The sequence below is a fragment of the Synechococcus sp. MEDNS5 genome, from assembly GCF_014279875.1.
Lineage (GTDB): Bacteria > Cyanobacteriota > Cyanobacteriia > PCC-6307 > Cyanobiaceae > Synechococcus_C.
On the sequence record NZ_CP047952.1, the window covers coordinates 2132546 to 2148584 of the forward strand.

General features: G+C 61.1%; 18 protein-coding genes and 1 tRNA gene. 10 read left to right on the forward strand and 9 right to left on the reverse strand.

Going from position 1 to position 16039, the window contains the following annotated elements; all coding sequences use genetic code 11:
* The first annotated feature begins 13 nt into the window (after nt 1–13).
* Together SynMEDNS5_RS11510 and SynMEDNS5_RS11515 are read left to right on the forward strand one after the other, a co-directional pair.
* Nucleotides 14–85 (forward strand) — tRNA-Asn (locus SynMEDNS5_RS11510).
* A 317-nt stretch (nt 86–402) separates the two neighbouring features.
* Entirely contained in the window at nt 403–1200 is a 798-nt protein-coding gene (locus SynMEDNS5_RS11515; RefSeq protein WP_186583490.1) for a response regulator transcription factor, read from the forward strand.
* 1 nt (nt 1201) lies between these two features.
* Here SynMEDNS5_RS11515 and SynMEDNS5_RS11520 read toward each other — a convergent pair whose 3' ends face one another.
* Genes SynMEDNS5_RS11520 through SynMEDNS5_RS11530 form a run of 3 tightly spaced genes read right to left on the reverse strand, consistent with a single transcriptional unit; the run spans nt 1202 to nt 5190 of the window.
* Nucleotides 1202–2176, reverse strand: coding sequence for a DNA polymerase III subunit delta' (locus tag SynMEDNS5_RS11520; RefSeq protein ID WP_186583491.1), 975 nt, complete (start codon nt 2174–2176; stop codon nt 1202–1204).
* Nucleotides 2177–2179: 3 nt separating this feature from the next.
* Nucleotides 2180–2821, reverse strand: a complete 642-nt coding sequence (gene tmk, locus SynMEDNS5_RS11525) for a dTMP kinase (protein WP_186583492.1) — start codon at nt 2819–2821, stop codon at nt 2180–2182.
* 2 nt (nt 2822–2823) lie between these two features.
* Entirely contained in the window at nt 2824–5190 is a 2367-nt protein-coding gene (locus tag SynMEDNS5_RS11530) for a cation-translocating P-type ATPase (protein WP_255440159.1), read from the reverse strand.
* A 34-nt stretch (nt 5191–5224) separates the two neighbouring features.
* Here SynMEDNS5_RS11530 and SynMEDNS5_RS11535 point away from each other — a divergent pair, with 34 nt between their 5' ends.
* Nucleotides 5225–5770, forward strand: a complete 546-nt coding sequence (locus SynMEDNS5_RS11535) for a photosystem I assembly protein Ycf3 (RefSeq protein WP_370593540.1) — start codon at nt 5225–5227, stop codon at nt 5768–5770.
* Nucleotides 5771–5782: 12 nt separating this feature from the next.
* Here SynMEDNS5_RS11535 and radA read toward each other — a convergent pair whose 3' ends face one another.
* Nucleotides 5783–7177 (reverse strand): DNA repair protein RadA, encoded by a 1395-nt coding sequence (radA, locus tag SynMEDNS5_RS11540; protein ID WP_186583493.1) that lies wholly within the window; start codon nt 7175–7177, stop codon nt 5783–5785.
* 90 nt (nt 7178–7267) lie between these two features.
* Between radA and rpaB the strand changes: the two genes are divergently transcribed.
* From rpaB to SynMEDNS5_RS11565, 5 genes are read left to right on the forward strand one after another with little or no spacing between them, the layout of a single operon-like run.
* Nucleotides 7268–8014, forward strand: coding sequence for a response regulator transcription factor RpaB (rpaB, locus tag SynMEDNS5_RS11545; protein WP_186583494.1), 747 nt, complete (start codon nt 7268–7270; stop codon nt 8012–8014).
* Nucleotides 7995–9302 carry a phosphate acyltransferase PlsX gene (plsX, locus tag SynMEDNS5_RS11550; protein WP_186583495.1) on the forward strand — a complete coding sequence of 436 codons (1308 nt, stop codon included), beginning with the start codon at nt 7995–7997 and terminating at the stop codon, nt 9300–9302. Before rpaB ends, plsX begins: the two co-directional genes overlap by 20 nt.
* A 22-nt stretch (nt 9303–9324) precedes the next feature.
* The gene (locus SynMEDNS5_RS11555; RefSeq protein ID WP_370593541.1) at nt 9325–10368 is read left to right on the forward strand and encodes a beta-ketoacyl-ACP synthase III; all 1044 of its coding nucleotides are present in this window, start codon (nt 9325–9327) and stop codon (nt 10366–10368) included.
* A gap of 27 nt (nt 10369–10395) precedes the next feature.
* Nucleotides 10396–11292 (forward strand): ACP S-malonyltransferase, encoded by an 897-nt coding sequence (fabD, locus tag SynMEDNS5_RS11560; RefSeq protein ID WP_186583496.1) that lies wholly within the window; start codon nt 10396–10398, stop codon nt 11290–11292.
* A 2-nt stretch (nt 11293–11294) separates the two neighbouring features.
* Nucleotides 11295–11960 carry a 1-acyl-sn-glycerol-3-phosphate acyltransferase gene (locus SynMEDNS5_RS11565; protein WP_186583497.1) on the forward strand — a complete coding sequence of 222 codons (666 nt, stop codon included), beginning with the start codon at nt 11295–11297 and terminating at the stop codon, nt 11958–11960.
* Here SynMEDNS5_RS11565 and SynMEDNS5_RS11570 read toward each other — a convergent pair.
* The 3 genes from SynMEDNS5_RS11570 to SynMEDNS5_RS11580 are packed head-to-tail and all read right to left on the reverse strand — an operon-like array spanning nt 11951 to nt 13436.
* Nucleotides 11951–12538 carry a YdcF family protein gene (locus SynMEDNS5_RS11570; protein ID WP_186583498.1) on the reverse strand — a complete coding sequence of 196 codons (588 nt, stop codon included), beginning with the start codon at nt 12536–12538 and terminating at the stop codon, nt 11951–11953. The two genes, SynMEDNS5_RS11565 and SynMEDNS5_RS11570, sit on opposite strands and share 10 nt — an antisense overlap.
* On the reverse strand, nt 12538–13188 hold the full coding sequence (gene tsaB / locus SynMEDNS5_RS11575) for a tRNA (adenosine(37)-N6)-threonylcarbamoyltransferase complex dimerization subunit type 1 TsaB (protein WP_186583499.1): 651 nt from the start codon (nt 13186–13188) through the stop codon (nt 12538–12540). The genes SynMEDNS5_RS11570 and tsaB overlap by 1 nt, the downstream gene beginning before the upstream one ends.
* Entirely contained in the window at nt 13185–13436 is a 252-nt protein-coding gene (locus tag SynMEDNS5_RS11580) for a Ycf34 family protein (protein WP_186583500.1), read from the reverse strand. Before SynMEDNS5_RS11580 ends, tsaB begins: the two co-directional genes overlap by 4 nt.
* On the opposite strand from SynMEDNS5_RS11580, the gene SynMEDNS5_RS11585 reads away from it, so the two are divergent.
* Nucleotides 13435–14700 carry a CCA tRNA nucleotidyltransferase gene (locus tag SynMEDNS5_RS11585; RefSeq protein WP_186583501.1) on the forward strand — a complete coding sequence of 422 codons (1266 nt, stop codon included), beginning with the start codon at nt 13435–13437 and terminating at the stop codon, nt 14698–14700. The two genes, SynMEDNS5_RS11580 and SynMEDNS5_RS11585, sit on opposite strands and share 2 nt — an antisense overlap.
* Before the next feature lie 65 nt (nt 14701–14765).
* Nucleotides 14766–15200, forward strand: coding sequence for an RNA-binding protein (locus tag SynMEDNS5_RS11590; protein WP_186583502.1), 435 nt, complete (start codon nt 14766–14768; stop codon nt 15198–15200).
* A gap of 80 nt (nt 15201–15280) precedes the next feature.
* On the opposite strand, the gene SynMEDNS5_RS11595 is transcribed toward SynMEDNS5_RS11590, so the two are convergent.
* Nucleotides 15281–15457 carry a hypothetical protein gene (locus SynMEDNS5_RS11595; RefSeq protein WP_186583503.1) on the reverse strand — a complete coding sequence of 59 codons (177 nt, stop codon included), beginning with the start codon at nt 15455–15457 and terminating at the stop codon, nt 15281–15283.
* 49 nt (nt 15458–15506) lie between these two features.
* Nucleotides 15507–16025 carry a cyclic nucleotide-binding domain-containing protein gene (locus SynMEDNS5_RS11600; RefSeq protein ID WP_186583504.1) on the reverse strand — a complete coding sequence of 173 codons (519 nt, stop codon included), beginning with the start codon at nt 16023–16025 and terminating at the stop codon, nt 15507–15509.
* Nucleotides 16026–16039: the final 14 nt, after the last annotated feature.

Below are 16039 nucleotides of genomic sequence, written 5' to 3' on the forward strand. Positions count from 1 at the left end.
CTCTGGGTCACATTCCTCGGTAGCTCAGCGGTAGAGCGGTCGACTGTTAATCGATTGGTCGCAGGTTCGAATCCCGCCCGGGGAGCTTTCATCACCACACACCACGGCGAGACGCTTGTGGTGTGTTTTTTTTTGGGCAACAGCCTGGCAATGAACAAATTCCTTCAACGGATGGAATTTCGTTACCGGCAGTCGCCCGAAACCGAAGACTTCCTGAAGAGGCAAGCGATCATGCCAGCACCAGCATTTCGCTCAACGCTTTCCGCCGCAGTGGATCCAGGCTGATCACCCCTTCAAGGCCCCCTCAATGAATCACTGCAAGTTCAAGAGAACCTTGAGAGAATCTGTCAAGCCACGACGCGGCATCACCACGTCTTCCCTGTTCCAACCGCCTGCGAGTCGATGAAGCCCTGCATCCTGCTGATCGAAGACGACCGGGACATGCGCGAGCTGGTCAGCGGCCATCTCGAGCACAGCGGCTTTGACGTTCAGAGCGCTGACGACGGCATCAAAGGCCAGGCCCTCGCTCTTCAATACAGCCCGGACCTGATCCTTCTCGACCTGATGCTCCCGAAAGTCGATGGGTTGACCCTCTGCCAGAGGCTCCGGCGGGATGACCGCACATCGGGGATTCCGATTCTGATGCTCACAGCTCTTGGCGGCACGAAGGACAAAGTGAGCGGCTTCAACTCCGGCGCCGATGATTACCTCACGAAGCCATTCGATCTCGAAGAGCTTCAGGTGCGTATCAAGGCCCTGTTACGGCGAAGCGACCGGGCTCCTGTGGGCACCTCCGGCAATCACCACGAAATTCTCAGCTACGGGCCGCTCACCCTGGTTCCTGAGCGCTTCGAAGCCATCTGGTTCGACAAGCCTGTCCGCCTCACCCACCTCGAATTCGAGCTGTTGCACTGCCTGCTCCAGCGTCACGGCCAAACCGTTGCACCTTCTTTGATCCTCAAGGAAGTCTGGGGGTACGAGCCGGACGATGACATCGAGACCATCCGTGTTCACGTGCGTCACCTGCGCACCAAGCTCGAACCCGATCCTCGGAAACCCCGTTTCATCAAAACGGTCTACGGAGCTGGTTACTGCCTGGAACTTCCCACCGGCGCCCAGTTAGAGGGTCTCGAGGATGTACTTGCTCAGGCTCGGCAGGATCGCGAACAGAATGATCAGAACAGTCGCGCAAGCGCCTGAGTTAGACGGTTGGAACTCTGATCAGATTGAGCAGAGTCACTTCCCAGGCCAAACGCGGCTGCACAAACGACAACAGCTGCTGACGCAGGCGATTCAGGCGTTCAACGGACGCCCTGCTCAGTTCCTGTCGCCAGAGAACGGTTTGCCACCAGCTGATCAACCAGAGCTGCTGCTCTCCCTCCAGCTGTTCGCAGACATCCCTCGCCAGGCCGAGCGCGGCCAGGGGGGTTTGAGGAGGATGCTTCAAGCGCTCCCTCAAGTCCTCTGGAATCGTGCCCCAAACACGCACATGCTCGAGCAGTGCTCCTGGAGAGCCTGACGCCAGAGCCACCAGCTCAGGCTCAGCGGCAGCAATCTCCAGAGCTTGGTGCCCGGAGCCATCAGGCAGCTGGGCCAGCACGGCATGCATCGCACCTTCGGGCAACCGAGTGAAACGGATCTGCTGGCATCGAGAGCGGATGGTGGTCAGCAAACGATCAGGGGCAGCCGAAAGCAGGATCAACAATCCGTGGCCCGGCTCTTCGAGGGTCTTGAGCAAGGCATTGGCCGCCCCCTCCGCCATCGCCTCCGGTTGCTCAAGGACCACCAGCCCTCGCGCGGACTCCAAGGGCTGCCGAGCCAGAAAACGGCCGAGGTCACGAATTTGCTCCAAACGAACCTGGGGCGGTGTGCGCCTGCTCACTCCGGCGGCTTCGGCTTCAGACCTGGAGATGAGACGCCCCTGATGGCTGTAGGTGGGCTCCACCCAGAGAAGATCTGGATGGTTGCGCTCTTCAAGACGCCGTCGCTCCCTGGGGTCTTGGCTGCCGCCACTGAGCACACCTTCCATGAAGCGCAAGGCGGCAAGCCTGCGACCCACCCCGTCAGGGCCGCTGAACAGGTAAGCCGGTGCAAGGCGCTGAAGCTCTAAGGCGGATTGCAGCAACTTGGTGGCAAGGGGCTGCCCCTGAACATCAGCAAACAGCTCGTTGGCCATCGGTCACAGCCTCCTGAAAGCGGTGTTCCCTTCCAGAGCAAAGCGGATGGCCTTGTGCACCTCCCCTGGGCTCAAATCAGCAGGGATACCAACCCAGTCCCGTTCCGCAGCCAGCACCCGGAATCCATTGGCCACCCTGCCCAGAAAGGCCTGCCCCTCAGCCTCAATCCGGTCCTCAGCCCGATCGCCCCGTCTGGCGATGCTCGCCTCAAGAGGCAAATCGAGCCAGAGCGTGACATCCGGCACGAGGCCAGCGGTGGCAATCCGCTCCAAGTCAAGAATCAGTGCCCTATCCAAACCACGCCCATCGCCTTGATAAGCGAGAGTTGACCCACTGAAGCGGTCACTGAGCACCCAGTCGCCGCATTCGAGGGCTGGACGAATTCGGCGCTGCACGTGCTGAGCCCGGTCGGCGGCATACATCAGAAGCTCGGCCTCCGGGCACGGCGCCACGTCATCAGGCGGGTGAAGCAGCAGCTCACGCAAAGCACGACCGAGGGGGGTCCCGCCAGGCTCACGGGTGAGATGCAACGTTGCCCCATCAGGCATTAGGCCGCTACCCGGAAGCCAGTCAGCAAGCTGGCGCAGCTGCGTGGTCTTGCCGCAGCCATCGATCCCCTCCAGCACCAGGAAACGCCCCTTCATGGTCAGGGGAGCCGCAGGCTGAGGGCATTGACCACGACGGAGACCGAACTGAGGGCCATCAACAATGCAGCAAGGGGAGGGGAGAGAAGAATGCCGAAGCCCGGTAGCAGAACCCCTGCCGCAACAGGCAGTGCGATGAGGTTGTAGCCGAACGCCCAGACCAGGTTCTGACGGATCTTGCGCATCGTGCGCCGCGCCAATCCGAGGGCCTCTGGCAAAGCCTCCAGGCGATCACCCATCAACACCAAGTCAGCCGTGTCCTGAGCGATCTGGGTGCCGGTCCCCACGGCAATCCCCAAATCAGCGGCTGCCAGAGCTGGCGCATCATTGATGCCATCGCCCACCATCGCCACTGGCTGAAACCGGCGCCAACGCTCCAGCCGTTCAAGCTTCTGATCCGGAAGCAGCTGCCAGGCCATCTCATCCGCTTGGATCCCCAGCGTCTGACCCACCCGTTCCACGGCCTGGCGACGGTCACCGCTGAGCATGCCGAGTGATAACCCCTGGGATCGCAGGCGCTGAACGGCAATCCCCGCATCGGGACGCAGACGATCATCGATGGCCACCAGGCCGATCGGCCGGTTGCCCAGGCTCACAGCCACCAAGGACTGTCCGCGGGTCTGAGCGGATTCGACGGCGTGCCGCTGGTGATCGGGCCATTCGACCCCCTGGCCCCGCAACCATTCCAGGGATCCAACGCGCAGCTGCTCCGGAGAGTCGGGCAGTGATCCCTCCATCCCTGCTCCCGGGACGGTTCGACTCTCCTGAACCGGAAGCAGAGGAAGATTGAGGCGCTGTGCCTCCTGCAGCAAGGCATGGGCAAGGGGATGGCGACTGGTCTGCTCGAGGCTGGCCGCCAACTGAATCGTGCGCGATGGATCATCACTCAAGAGCACTGCGTCCACCAAAGGCCTCCCCAGCGTGAGGGTGCCGGTTTTGTCGAAGATCACCCGCTCGATCGCAGCGGAACGCTCGATCACATCACCACCCCGGAAGAGCCAGCCCTGGCGGGCTGCCAAACCCGACGACACAGTGATCACCGTGGGGGTTGCCAGACCAAGAGCACAGGGGCAAGCCACCACCAGGACGGCGATCGCCAGCTGCAGTCCAAGCCCGAACGGCGTCTGGGCTGCAGCTCCGAGGGACTGATGAACTCCATGCCCTTGGCCATGGTCCATCAGCACCACAGGAACCTCCAGAACCTGCGGCCAGAGGCTGCTGCCAATCAGCCACCAAAACAGAAAGGTGAGCAGCGCCAGCGACACCACGCCGTAACAGAACCGCCCAGCCACCCGATCGGCGAGCCCTTGGATCGGCGCTCGCCGCGCCTGGGCCTGTTCCACCAAGGAAATGATTCGGGCAAGTGCTGTTTCACGGCCCACCCGGCGCACCTCCATCACCAGGGTGGCCTCGAGATTGAGACAACCGGAACTGAGCTCCGTTCCCGGCCCGGCATCCACAGGCAGCGGTTCTCCGGTGAGGCTGGAGAGGTCCACCGCGGAAAAGCCCTCTTCGATCACACCGTCCACCGGGATGCGATCCCCGGCAAGCAGTTCAATGCGCTCACCAGGCCGCAGCATCTCCACTGGCACATCCCGCACGATGCCATCGGCCATCACAAGCCGCGCCGATGAAGGTTGGAGTGCTGCCAATTCCTTGAGGGCACGACCAGTACGCCGACGGGCCCGTTCCTCGAGAAAACGACCGAGGAGCACAAAGCCCAGAAGCATCACCGGTTCGTTGAAGAAACAGGGCCAGCCCACCGCAGGCCACACCAGGGCCACCACACTGGCGAGATAGGCACTGCCAACGCCCAGGCTCACCAACGTGTCCATGCTGGGAACGCCACTCACAGCAGCGGCCCAACCACCGCGCAGGATGGAACGCCCCGGTCCAAACAGAGCGACTGTGGCCAGTCCCGCATGGAACGGCAACGTCCCGATCAACGGCAAGGCCAGCGTCCCTGCCTCAGCCAAATGGCCGAGGACCGACAGCAGCAGCAACACCAGCGCCACCATCAGCTGACGCCACTGGTTCCACCATCCCCAGGCCCGGTCGGGCTCAGCATCTCCACTCAAGACACCACTCTGGCGCGGCTGGGCTGGAAACCCCCTGCTGCGCAATGCCTCGAGAGCCCCCTCCAGCGACTGCTGAGCATCCAGGCCAGCGGGATCGAGGCGCAGCCATGCACTGCGGGTCACCAGGTTGACGCTGGCTTCCTGAACTCCAGGCTGATCCTGAAGTGTGCGTTCAACGGCTCGCACGCAACCACCGCACTTCATTCCCTCCACATCGAGCAACACCACTTGGGCGCTCGACGAAGAGGTGCTTGCGACTGACGACGATGTGGACACGGCGACGGATTCCATCAACTCACGCTAGGCATCACCCGTTGGGTTCAGGATGGATCCATCCGTCCAGCTCTTCGTGCCCCGCAGCAACCGCAACGACAACTTCATCGACAAGAGCTTCACGGTGATGGCCGACCTGATCGTGAAACTGTTGCCGATCAACGCCAGAGCGAAGGAGGCCTATGTGTACTACCGGGATGGGCTCTCAGCTCAAAACGACGGGGACTATGCAGAGGCACTGGAAAATTACGAAGAGAGCCTGAAGCTCGAGGAGAACCCCATCGACCGAGGCGAAACCCTCAAGAACATGGCCATCATCTACATGAGCAACGGTGAAGAAGATCGGGCTCTGGCGACCTACCAGAAGGCCCTGGATGAAAACCCCAAGCAGCCATCGTGCCTGAAAAACATGGGGTTGATCTTCGAGAAGCGTGGACGCACCGCGGAGGAAGAGGGGCGCCGCGACGATGCCGACGGATGGTTTGATCAAGCCGCCGACGTCTGGACCCAAGCTGTGCGACTGAATCCCGGCGGCTACCTCGACATCGAAAACTGGCTGAAGTCCAGTGGCCGCAGCAATGTGGACGTTTACTTCTGAGCGCGACCCCGCTCAATCGTCATCGCCGGGATTTACTCCCAAACCAAGAACGAGGGCTTCAGTGATCGATCCGGCTTCGAGCAGCGCGAGATCGAGGCGTGCGGCCAAAGGGCCCAGCCCGCTTCCCCGAGGGACCACAGCGCGTGTGAACCCGAGGCGCACGGCTTCCTGCAGGCGCAGTTCCAGCTGTCCCACCGGCCGAAGCTGACCACCCAGGCCCAGTTCCCCAAGCAACACCGTTCCTGCAGGCAGGGTTAAATCGCGGTAGCTGGCCACCACAGCCGCGGCCACACCCAGATCAGCAGCGGGCTCTTCCACATCCAGTCCACCGGCAACAGCCAGATAGCAGTCGAACCTCGACAGGGGCAGGCCCATGTGTTTCTCCAGCACCGCGAGGATCTGATGCAAACGGTTCACCGCAATTCCTGTGGCCGTGCGGCGCGGGCTGGAGTAACTGGTGGTGCTCACAAGAGCCTGCAAATCAACCACCAGAGGACGCGTCCCCTCGCAAGCCACGATCGTGGCCACACCACTGGCCCGTTCGCCGCTGAGAAATAGCTCGCTGGGATTCCCCACTTCGGCAAGGCCCTGCCCCCGCATCTCGAACACACCCAGTTCATGGGTGGCGCCGAAGCGGTTCTTCACAGCGCGCAGCAAACGATGGCTGGCGAAGCGATCCCCCTCGAAGGTGAGCACAGCATCCACCAGATGTTCCAGCACCTTCGGGCCGGCGAGTACCCCTTCCTTGGTCACATGCCCCACCAGCAGCAAGGCGGTGTTCTGACGCTTGGCCACGCGCTGAAGCGCAGCCGCACACTCCCGCACCTGGGCCACGGAACCGGGGGCACTGGACAGATCGCCGTCATGAAGGGCCTGGATGCTGTCGATGATCGCCACATCGGGCTGCAGAGCCTCAAGTTCCTCGAGGACCAGATCCAGATCGGTTTCCGCCAGAAGCTGAAGATCGCTGGGGTCTGCGGTGAGGCGCTGCCAGCGCAATTTCACCTGCTGGGCCGACTCCTCAGCGCTCACGTAAAGCACGGAACGATGGCTGGCGATGGCCGATGCGCTCTGCAGCAGCAGGGTGCTCTTGCCGATCCCAGGGTCACCACCCACCAGAACGAGCGAACCGGGAACCAGCCCACCACCGAGAACGCGATCCAGTTCTCCATACCCGCTTGGGAGACGCTGCAGTGGCTGGTCGCCAAGGGCAGCCATCGACGTTGAACGGCGTGCCTGAGGCCCGGCTCCAGGATCGGCTCCGGCACGGCGGCGGCGTGAGTCCTGCTTCGGGGCGGACTGCTCGACGAGAGAATTCCAGCTGCCGCAGCTGTTACAGCGACCGAAGAACTGCCGGGTCTGCGCTCCGCAGCTCTGACAGACGTAAAAAGTGGACGGACGAGGCACGTCGAATAGTGAAGAAAGTTGGCGTTGCGTGAACAAAAAGGCATGCCGCTCGCCTATTTGTGACCCATAACTTGAAGCATTGCCGGCGATATGACGGCCTCAGCCCCTACCAAGGAAACAATTCTCGTAGTGGACGACGAGGCCAGTATCCGCAGGATTCTGGAAACCAGGCTGTCGATGATCGGCTATCACGTCGTTACTGCCTGCGACGGCACGGAAGCATTGGCCTGCTTCCAGGAGTGCGAGCCGGATCTGGTCGTGCTCGACGTGATGATGCCGAAACTGGATGGCTACGGGGTCTGCCAGGAGCTGCGCAAGGAATCGGATGTGCCGATCGTGATGCTCACCGCCCTGGGCGACGTGGCCGACCGCATCACGGGACTTGAGCTGGGAGCGGACGATTACGTCATCAAGCCCTTTAGTCCCAAAGAGCTGGAGGCCCGAATCCGCTGCGTGCTGCGCAGGGTGGAGAAAGAACACGCCGCCGGCATTCCCAACTCCGGATTGATCAAGGTGTCTGATTTAAAGATCGACACCAACAAGCGCCAGGTGTTCCGGGCCGATGAACGCATCCGCCTCACAGGGATGGAGTTCAGTTTGCTTGAGCTGCTGGTGAGCCGCTCAGGCGAACCCTTCAGCCGTGGCGAGATCCTGAAGGAGGTTTGGGGCTACACCCCAGAACGACACGTTGATACGCGCGTGGTGGATGTTCATATTTCCCGTCTTCGTTCCAAACTGGAAGACGATCCGGCCAATCCCGAGCTGATCCTCACAGCTCGAGGAACCGGTTACCTGTTCCAGCGCATCGTCGATTCCGTTGCCTCCGAAGGACCCTGAGCTGAACCCGGCCTCCACACCCCGGAACAAACCCCGCCGCTCCAAGGCGGTGCGCCGTTTGGTGATCTGGTACAGGCGCAATGCTGCCGTGACCAGCCTTGTTGGCACGGCGACGACCTCGGCCAATGCCGCAGGCTCCATGGCCGGATCCGTCACCTCCATGGCCGGATCCATGCTGCAACCGGTGATGGATCCCCTCCGCCGCCTGCAGGGCGGCCTGCCTGGGGAAGACCTCGAGATCAACGATCAAGACAGGATTTGGGTCGCTGTGGACGGCATGGGCGGCGATCATGCTCCCGCGCCAATCCTGGAAGGCTGCCTACAAGCCATCGAACGGCTTGCCGTACGCATTCGATTGGTCGGTGAGACGGATCGAATCCTGGAGGCTGCGGCGGCTTCAGGCCTGACCGAAGCGTTGAACGCTGCGATTGATGCGGGTCATCTCGAACTGATCATGAGTGGACCGTCAGTCGAAATGCATGAAGAAGCCACGGTTGTGCGACGCAAACGCGACGCCAGCATCAATGTGGCCATGGACCTCGTGAAACGCGGTGAGGCCAAGGCGGTGTACTCCGCTGGCAATTCAGGGGCCGTGATGGCCTCCGCCATCTTTCGGCTGGGTCGTCTCTCGGGAATCGACCGGCCAGCCATCGGCGCCCTCTTCCCCACCAAGGACCCAGGACAGCCTGTTTTGGTTCTCGATGTGGGCGCCAACATGGATTGCAAGCCCTCTTACCTCCATCAGTTCGCCCTCCTCGGCAACATCTACAGCCGCGATGTGCTGCAAGTGGCGCAGCCCAGAGTCGGACTGCTCAACATCGGCGAGGAGGAATGCAAAGGCAATGACCTGGCACTCAGCACCTACGCGCTCCTGAAAGAGGAATCTCGCTTGCACTTCGCCGGCAATTGCGAAGGCCGGGACGTGCTCTCCGGAGCCTTCGACGTGGTGGTCTGCGATGGCTTCACGGGCAATGTGCTGCTCAAGTTCCTTGAATCCGTCGGAAGCGTGCTGTTGGGAGTGCTCAAGGCCGAACTACCGAGGGGCCGTCGCGGCAAGGTGGGCTCCGCCTTTCTGCGAAGCAATCTCAAACGCATCAAGAAGCGACTGGATCACGCCGAGCATGGTGGTGCTCTTCTCCTTGGCGTGAACGGCATCTGTGTGATTGGCCACGGCAGCAGCAAAGCTCTGTCCGTGGTCAGTGCCCTGCGCCTGGCCCATTCAGCCGCCAGCCATGGCGTGATGGAGGATCTCGCTGCACTCAGCCAGCAAACGACGGTGCAAGCCTGAGCTTTCCCCTGCCGGACTGTGGTTGACTGACGCCACCCGCTTGGATCTTCTCTTGGCTGGACAATCACCGCAGGTCCTTGGCGTGGCCCTGATCGGCAGCGGCAGCGCCCAGGCAGCACAGGTGATCAGCAACGATCAGCTCAGCCAGAGGGTTGATACCAACGATGAATGGATCCGCACACGCACGGGCATCGGTCGTCGCAGGGTCAGCGATGCAGGTCAGACCCTGGTCGATCTCGCTGCGGAGGCAGGTCGAAATGCCCTGACCATGGCCGGTCGATCTCCCGAGGATCTCGACCTCATTCTCCTGGCCACCTCCACACCCGATGATCTGTTCGGTTCAGCCCCAAGAGTGCAGGCCGACCTCGGCGCGACGAACGCTGTTGCCTTCGATCTCACGGCTGCATGCAGCGGTTTTCTGTTTGCACTGGTCACCGCAGCCCAGTACCTGCGAACGGGTGCGATGCGCCGTGCCCTGGTGATCGGTGCGGACCAGCTCAGCCGCTTCGTTGACTGGGACGACCGCCGCAGTTGCGTGCTTTTTGGAGATGGCGCAGGTGCCGTCGTTCTGGAAGCCACGGATCAGGACGGACTTCTCGGTTTTTTGTTGCAGAGCGACGGGTCGCGCGGCGCCGTCCTCAATCTGCCGGCCATCGAGGCCTCCTCTCCCCTCGTGAATGAGGCCGAGCACCGTGCGGGAGGGTATCGGCCGATCGTGATGAATGGCCAGGAGGTGTACAAGTTCGCGGTCCGAGAGGTTCCCGCCGTCCTCCAATCCCTCTTGAAGCGCTGCGACGTTTCACCCGATCAACTGGACTGGCTCCTGCTCCATCAAGCCAACCAACGCATCCTCGATGCTGTCGCGGATCGACTGTCGGTTCCCAGCGCCAAGGTTCTGAGCAACCTCGCGGACTACGGAAACACCTCGGCAGCCACCATCCCGTTGATGCTCGACGAGGCTGTGCGCGACGGACGGGTTGGCTGCGGCGATCTCCTGGCCACTAGCGGGTTTGGTGCCGGGCTGAGTTGGGGGGCGGCCCTGCTTCGCTGGCAGGGGCCCGCGTAGGCTCCACCAACGATTGCGCCGTCAAGAATGTCGATCGCCTGGGTGTTTCCTGGTCAGGGGTCTCAGAAAGTCGGAATGGCCGATCCTGTCCTCAGCCTTCCTGGCGCCGAAGCGCGCTTTGCATTGGCTTCCAGGCTGCTGGGTCGCGATCTTCTGGCGATTTGCCGCGGCGAGCCTGGCGATGCGGATGATCCTGCTGATTTGAACGACACGCGCAACACCCAGCCCGCGCTGTTCGTGGTCGAGTCGCTGATCGTGGATGAGCTGAGGCGGCAGGGTCGCGAGCCTGCCCTGGTTGCCGGTCACAGCCTCGGCGAACTGGTTGCCCTCTATGCCGCAGAGGTGTTTGATGCTGCCACCGGTCTTGAACTGATGCAGCGCCGGTCTGAACTGATGGCCGCAGCTGGCGGAGGAGCGATGGCCGCCGTTATCGGCTTCGAGCGCAGTCAGCTCGACGACCTGGTGAACGCAACGGAAGGCGTGGTGATCGCGAACGACAACAGTGCGGCCCAGGTTGTGTTGTCGGGCACAGCAGACGCTGTAGCGGCGGTTGGTGAAGCCCTGACCTGTAAACGGGTGATCCCCCTGGCTGTGTCGGGAGCCTTTCATTCGCCTTTCATGCAGGACGCGGCGGATGCCTTCTCGCAACACCTCGACGATCTGTCCTTTGAGGATGCGCGCTTCCCGGTTCTGAGCAACACGGACCCCACCCCCTGCATGGATGCGGCTGAACTCAAGCGCCGCCTACATCGCCAGATGATCACAGGTGTTCGCTGGCGTGAAACCATGCTGGCGATGACCGATGCGGGAGTGGACACCCTGGTGGAGGTTGGCCCAGGGGCTGTTCTCAGTGGGCTTGCCAAACGCGCCATGCCCGGGGTCACGCTGTCCCAGCTTGCTGGAGCCGGCGATCTCGGTCTCTGAGCGTGAGCAGTCTTGACTCCCAGAATCAACCGCCAGGGCCACTGATTCTCACGCCACGACCGAGTCTCACCTACCGGCTCGTAAGCGGAGTGCTGGTCTTTCCGCTCTTCCGGCTGCTGTTCAGAGGAAGTACCCGCGGGAACGAGCAGGTCCCCATGCAGGGCCCTCTTGTGGTTGTGGCCAACCATGGCTCCCATCTCGATCCACCCCTGTTGGGGCATGCCCTGGGGCGTCCCGTGGCCTTCATGGCGAAGGCGGAACTCTTCAGTATTCCCCTTCTGGGCCCTCTGATCCGGGCCTGCGGGGCCTACCCCGTGAAACGTGGCGCCAGTGATCGTGAGGCCATTCGCACCGCCACAGCCCGCCTTCAGGAAGGATGGGCCATCGGCGTGTTTCTGGATGGAACGCGCCAGCCAGACGGCCGCGTCAATCACCCCATGCCCGGAGCGGCCTTGCTGTCCGCTCGCTCAGGAGCACCGCTGCTGCCCGTGGCCATCATCAACAGTCATCGGGCCCTGGGCACGGGGCGAGGCTGGCCCAGGTTGGTGCCACTCCAACTGCGCATCGGTGAGCCGATCTCTGCCCCCTGCAGCCGCCGCAAACCTGACCTGGAGGCCGCCACCATCGAACTTCAACGCAGGATCAACGCCCTGCTCGATCAGGGCTGAGAGAACAGTTCAGGCCATTGCCTGAGTGCCCAGGGCTTCAGATCACGCCCGCTGATCACCCAGGCCAGGGCGCGCAGACCATCCACCCACCGCTTTCCCATGCTTTCCCTTCGGCATCGCTCGGCACAGCTCACCGGCACACCCGTCAACCGGATGCCACGGCTGCCGGCGACGATCCCACCAACAATCAAGGCGCGAGGCAAATGATCCTCACTGGTCACCAACAGCACGTGCTCAACCCCCTCACCCTCGAGCTCATCGACGAGTGAGGTGAAATTGCCGAGCGTGTCTTGAGCCCGGTAATCAAGTCGAACCTCGTTCTTCCCAAGTCCCTCGTGCTCCATCAGCCATTGGGCGTACTCAGGATTGGTTCCGCCGCTGACCACCAGCGGCAACGCCAGTTGACGGGCCAACCGTAAACCGATGCGTTCTCGATCAGCATCACCACCCAGCACAAGAATTCTCTGCGGATCTTGTCGGGTCAGCGCTGCCTTGGCGAAAGGCCGAAGTGGCGTCGCAAGAGCGGCTCCGCCCATCAACGCTGAAACCAACAGGAGGGAGCGGATGCCAAGGCCCATTACACGGATCCCACCGGGGAAGTGGGGTAAATCGGCAGCACGGTGTCCCAGGGACCCGAAGCATGGCTTGCATGGCGATCCTGACAGAAGCGCAACAGCTGAAGCACATCACGCCCCACATCGAGGGCCATGGTGAGCTCAGGGGCTGGCTGCTCAGCGTCATGAAGCAGCACCGGAACCTGCAGTTCCCTGAGATCCATCTCCGCGCAAGTTGCGTTGTCACGATTCCAGCCGTCACGCACCCGATAAAGGCCGGCGACCCGACCCCGCCGAGGCAGAACCTGAACAATGGAGAAAGGTTCACTTCGCTGCGCAGCGGGAAGATCAAGCTGCAGGCGCGGAGCCATCAATAAAAAGCTACTCAAGCCATCGAGAGGACACTGAAGCTGTTGAGCCAGCGTGCGAGCCAGAACGACCGTCAAGCGGGTTCCCGTGAATCCCCCGGGGCCTGTGGCCACAGCAAGGCGACGAATTCCAGACCATTCAGACGCCGGCAAGACCTCCTCCAGCACAGAGGGAAGCGCATTCGTCAGCGCACGCCCCATGGGATGGCAGAGAACCCTCGCCGAACTGAGGGGTGCCTGCGCAGAGACCATGGCGATACCCAGGGTTTCCGTCGAGCTGTGCAGTGCTAGAAGCCAGTCGCTCATTGAGGCACCTCTTCACCAGGGCGCAACCGCGCCCATCGTCCTCGATCGAGGGTGAAGCTTCCGCAAGCACGCACATCCCATTCAACGCCGACCTGCCCATGGGGGAGGTCGTGCACACTGATGTGAATCCTGGGTTCAACAGGCTTCATCTGCGGTGCCTCGCAGAGATGCACGGCACCATGCTGACGCTCAACCGCGTGATAGGCCTGACAACGATCGACCCAGCGGCAGTCCACACAGATGCACATGCCCAACGGTTCCAGTGCGGACTCCATTCTGACGGTGGGTCCAGAGCGACTGCCTGGTCTGCTCTGGCGCCGACTCGAACCGGATCGGTGGCCCCTCAAGCCCGCCCAGCTACCTGATGGAGCCGTGCTGGTTGGCGGAGCAGTTCGCGACGGGTTACTGAATCGATTGCCCCCATGCCCTGACCTCGACCTGGTGATTCCTGGTGCGGTGCTGAGCACCGTCCAACGCCTCGCCAAGGATCACGGTGGCGTGTGCGTGGTGCTGGACGAACAACGAGATATGGCTCGGCTGGTATTGAAGGGCTGGACGATCGATTTCGCCAGGTTCGATGGAGATGACTTAACGGAGGATCTCTTCCGACGCGACTTCAAACTCAATGCCATTGCACTGACTCTGTCGGATCCCCAGCAACTGATCGATCCCACGGGGGGCATCCAAGATCTTCAAAACGGGCTGATCTGCGCAATCCGAGAGAGCAATCTCCGCGATGACCCCTTGCGCCTGCTGCGCGCACTGCGCTTGATGGCCGAACTGGAGATGCGCATTGATGCAGACACGCTGGCCATGCTGCAAGCCAACAGCCCATTGCTGACGCATTCGGCCCCGGAACGAATTCAGGCCGAATTACTGCGACTCGTGGCTGCTCCCGCTGCCGACGAGGCGATTGCACTCCTGCAGGCATTGGCCCTTCTCAACCCATGGAGGCCACGAGACTTAGAGCATTCGCACTCCACCCTGGGCCGACCGCTGATCGCGAACTCTTCAATGACGTTGGAGGAGCAGACCCTGGCCTTGCCACTGGCTCGGCTAACAGGACTGTTGAGCGATCCAGGACTGAAGTCCCTGCGCTTCAGCCGCCGACAGATCCAACGGTGTTCCAGGCTGCGTTACTGGCAGGAACGCATCGGTGCAGGAGACAGCATCACCCTGGACGAAACCGAGAGGCTTCGTTTGCATCAGGACCTCGAGGCTGATCTTCCAGCCCTGGTTCTGTGCTGGCCGAAGCAACGCAGAAACGAATGGATGCAGCGGTGGCGAGACCCGAAGGACCCGTTGTTTCATCCCTGCTCCCCATTGGATGGCGACACTCTGCAAAAAGCGCTCTCTCTTCAGCCGGGTCCGAAACTCGGCGCCTTGATCCAACACCTCACCACCGCGCATGCCTATGGTCGAGTCTCAACCCGTGAGCAGGCCCTCGACGAGGCCCGCCGATGGCTCCACCGGCCTCCATCGACAAGCGAGTCGAACAGGCGCTGTGATTAACTGCCATTGCAGCGACGACAACGATCGGCCCTGACACGCAGTTTTCCGTTTTTCTCTCCCGTTTCATGAGCGTGCGTCTTTACATCGGCAATTTGCCGCAGAATTTTGAAAGCAAAGAGCTTGAAGCTCAGCTCACCAGCGTGGGGGAAGGCGTTCGCTTCAAAGCTGTGTTCGACAGGGAGACCGGAGCTTGTCGTGGTTTTGGCTTCGCCAACATCGATGATGAGAAGGTCGCCGATGCTGTGATCGAACAGTTCAACGGAAAGGAGTTCAACGGCAACGCACTTCGTGTCGAGCGCTCTGAACGTCGCGACAACAACAGCGGTGGTGGTCGCCGTCCCGGGCAAAACGGGGGAGGGCATGCTCCAGGCTCAGCACGTAAGGCTGTCAATAAAGTGGTCCACAGTGATGCAAAAGCTGAGGATGGCCCTGATCCACGCTGGGCTGGCGAACTTGCAAAGCTGAAAGATTTACTTGGAAATCAAAAAACTGCTGTTTGAAGATTTCATTCTTTCAATAATTCAAAGGCCCTAAAGAGGGCCTTTTTTAATGACTTACAGCAAAAGACAAAGATGGATCATCAAGGAAGGAGGGCAGCAATTGCAATCACTCCTCCAAAAATGCCAAGAAACAAAAAACCCATTTTTGTCATGTTCGCCTCATGGTCGTCCACGCCTTCATCAATGGCATCCTTCATATCAGCCCTGAAGGAATCCATCGCCTGATCTATTTCGCTCTGCGCTTGTTTTTGTGACATGGGAGGGAGAGTTCGATGGAAAAGGAAGTCAATTTGTGCTGTGCTGGGCTTAACCCCTGTGGAAGAACCAATAGGAGCCAGCAGCGAGGATCACCAGCAAAATAATTGGCACAGCGATAGCAGCCATTCCATTGTGGCTCTTGAGGACCCTCGATTCGTGGGCGACGACCGCGTCGCGAATGCTCACATGCATTTCCTCTCTCAGGCGCTCGAGGTCTGAATCAATCGACGCGTCGTCGTAGAGAGATCGAAGATGTTCAAACGTCGACTTGCCCAGAATCAGACTCTTTTCAGGCTTCTCGTAAAGGATCTCCATGAGCTCTTCCTTCGGAATTTCAACGATCTGGCATGACTTCGCAGCACGCGCATTGGCAATGCGAGGTCGACTGTCGATGATCTCAACCTCCCCAAAGACGCGCCCAGGCCCATAGGTCTCGTCCACGCCCTCACCGGTCTCCGGATAGAGCGTGGTCATCTCCACGGATCCTGTTTTCACCAGGTAAATCGCTGCGCTGTCTTGATCAGCCTTGTAGATGTAATCGCCCTGTTCAACCGCAAACCTGCGCATGGGTACTCAAGGAA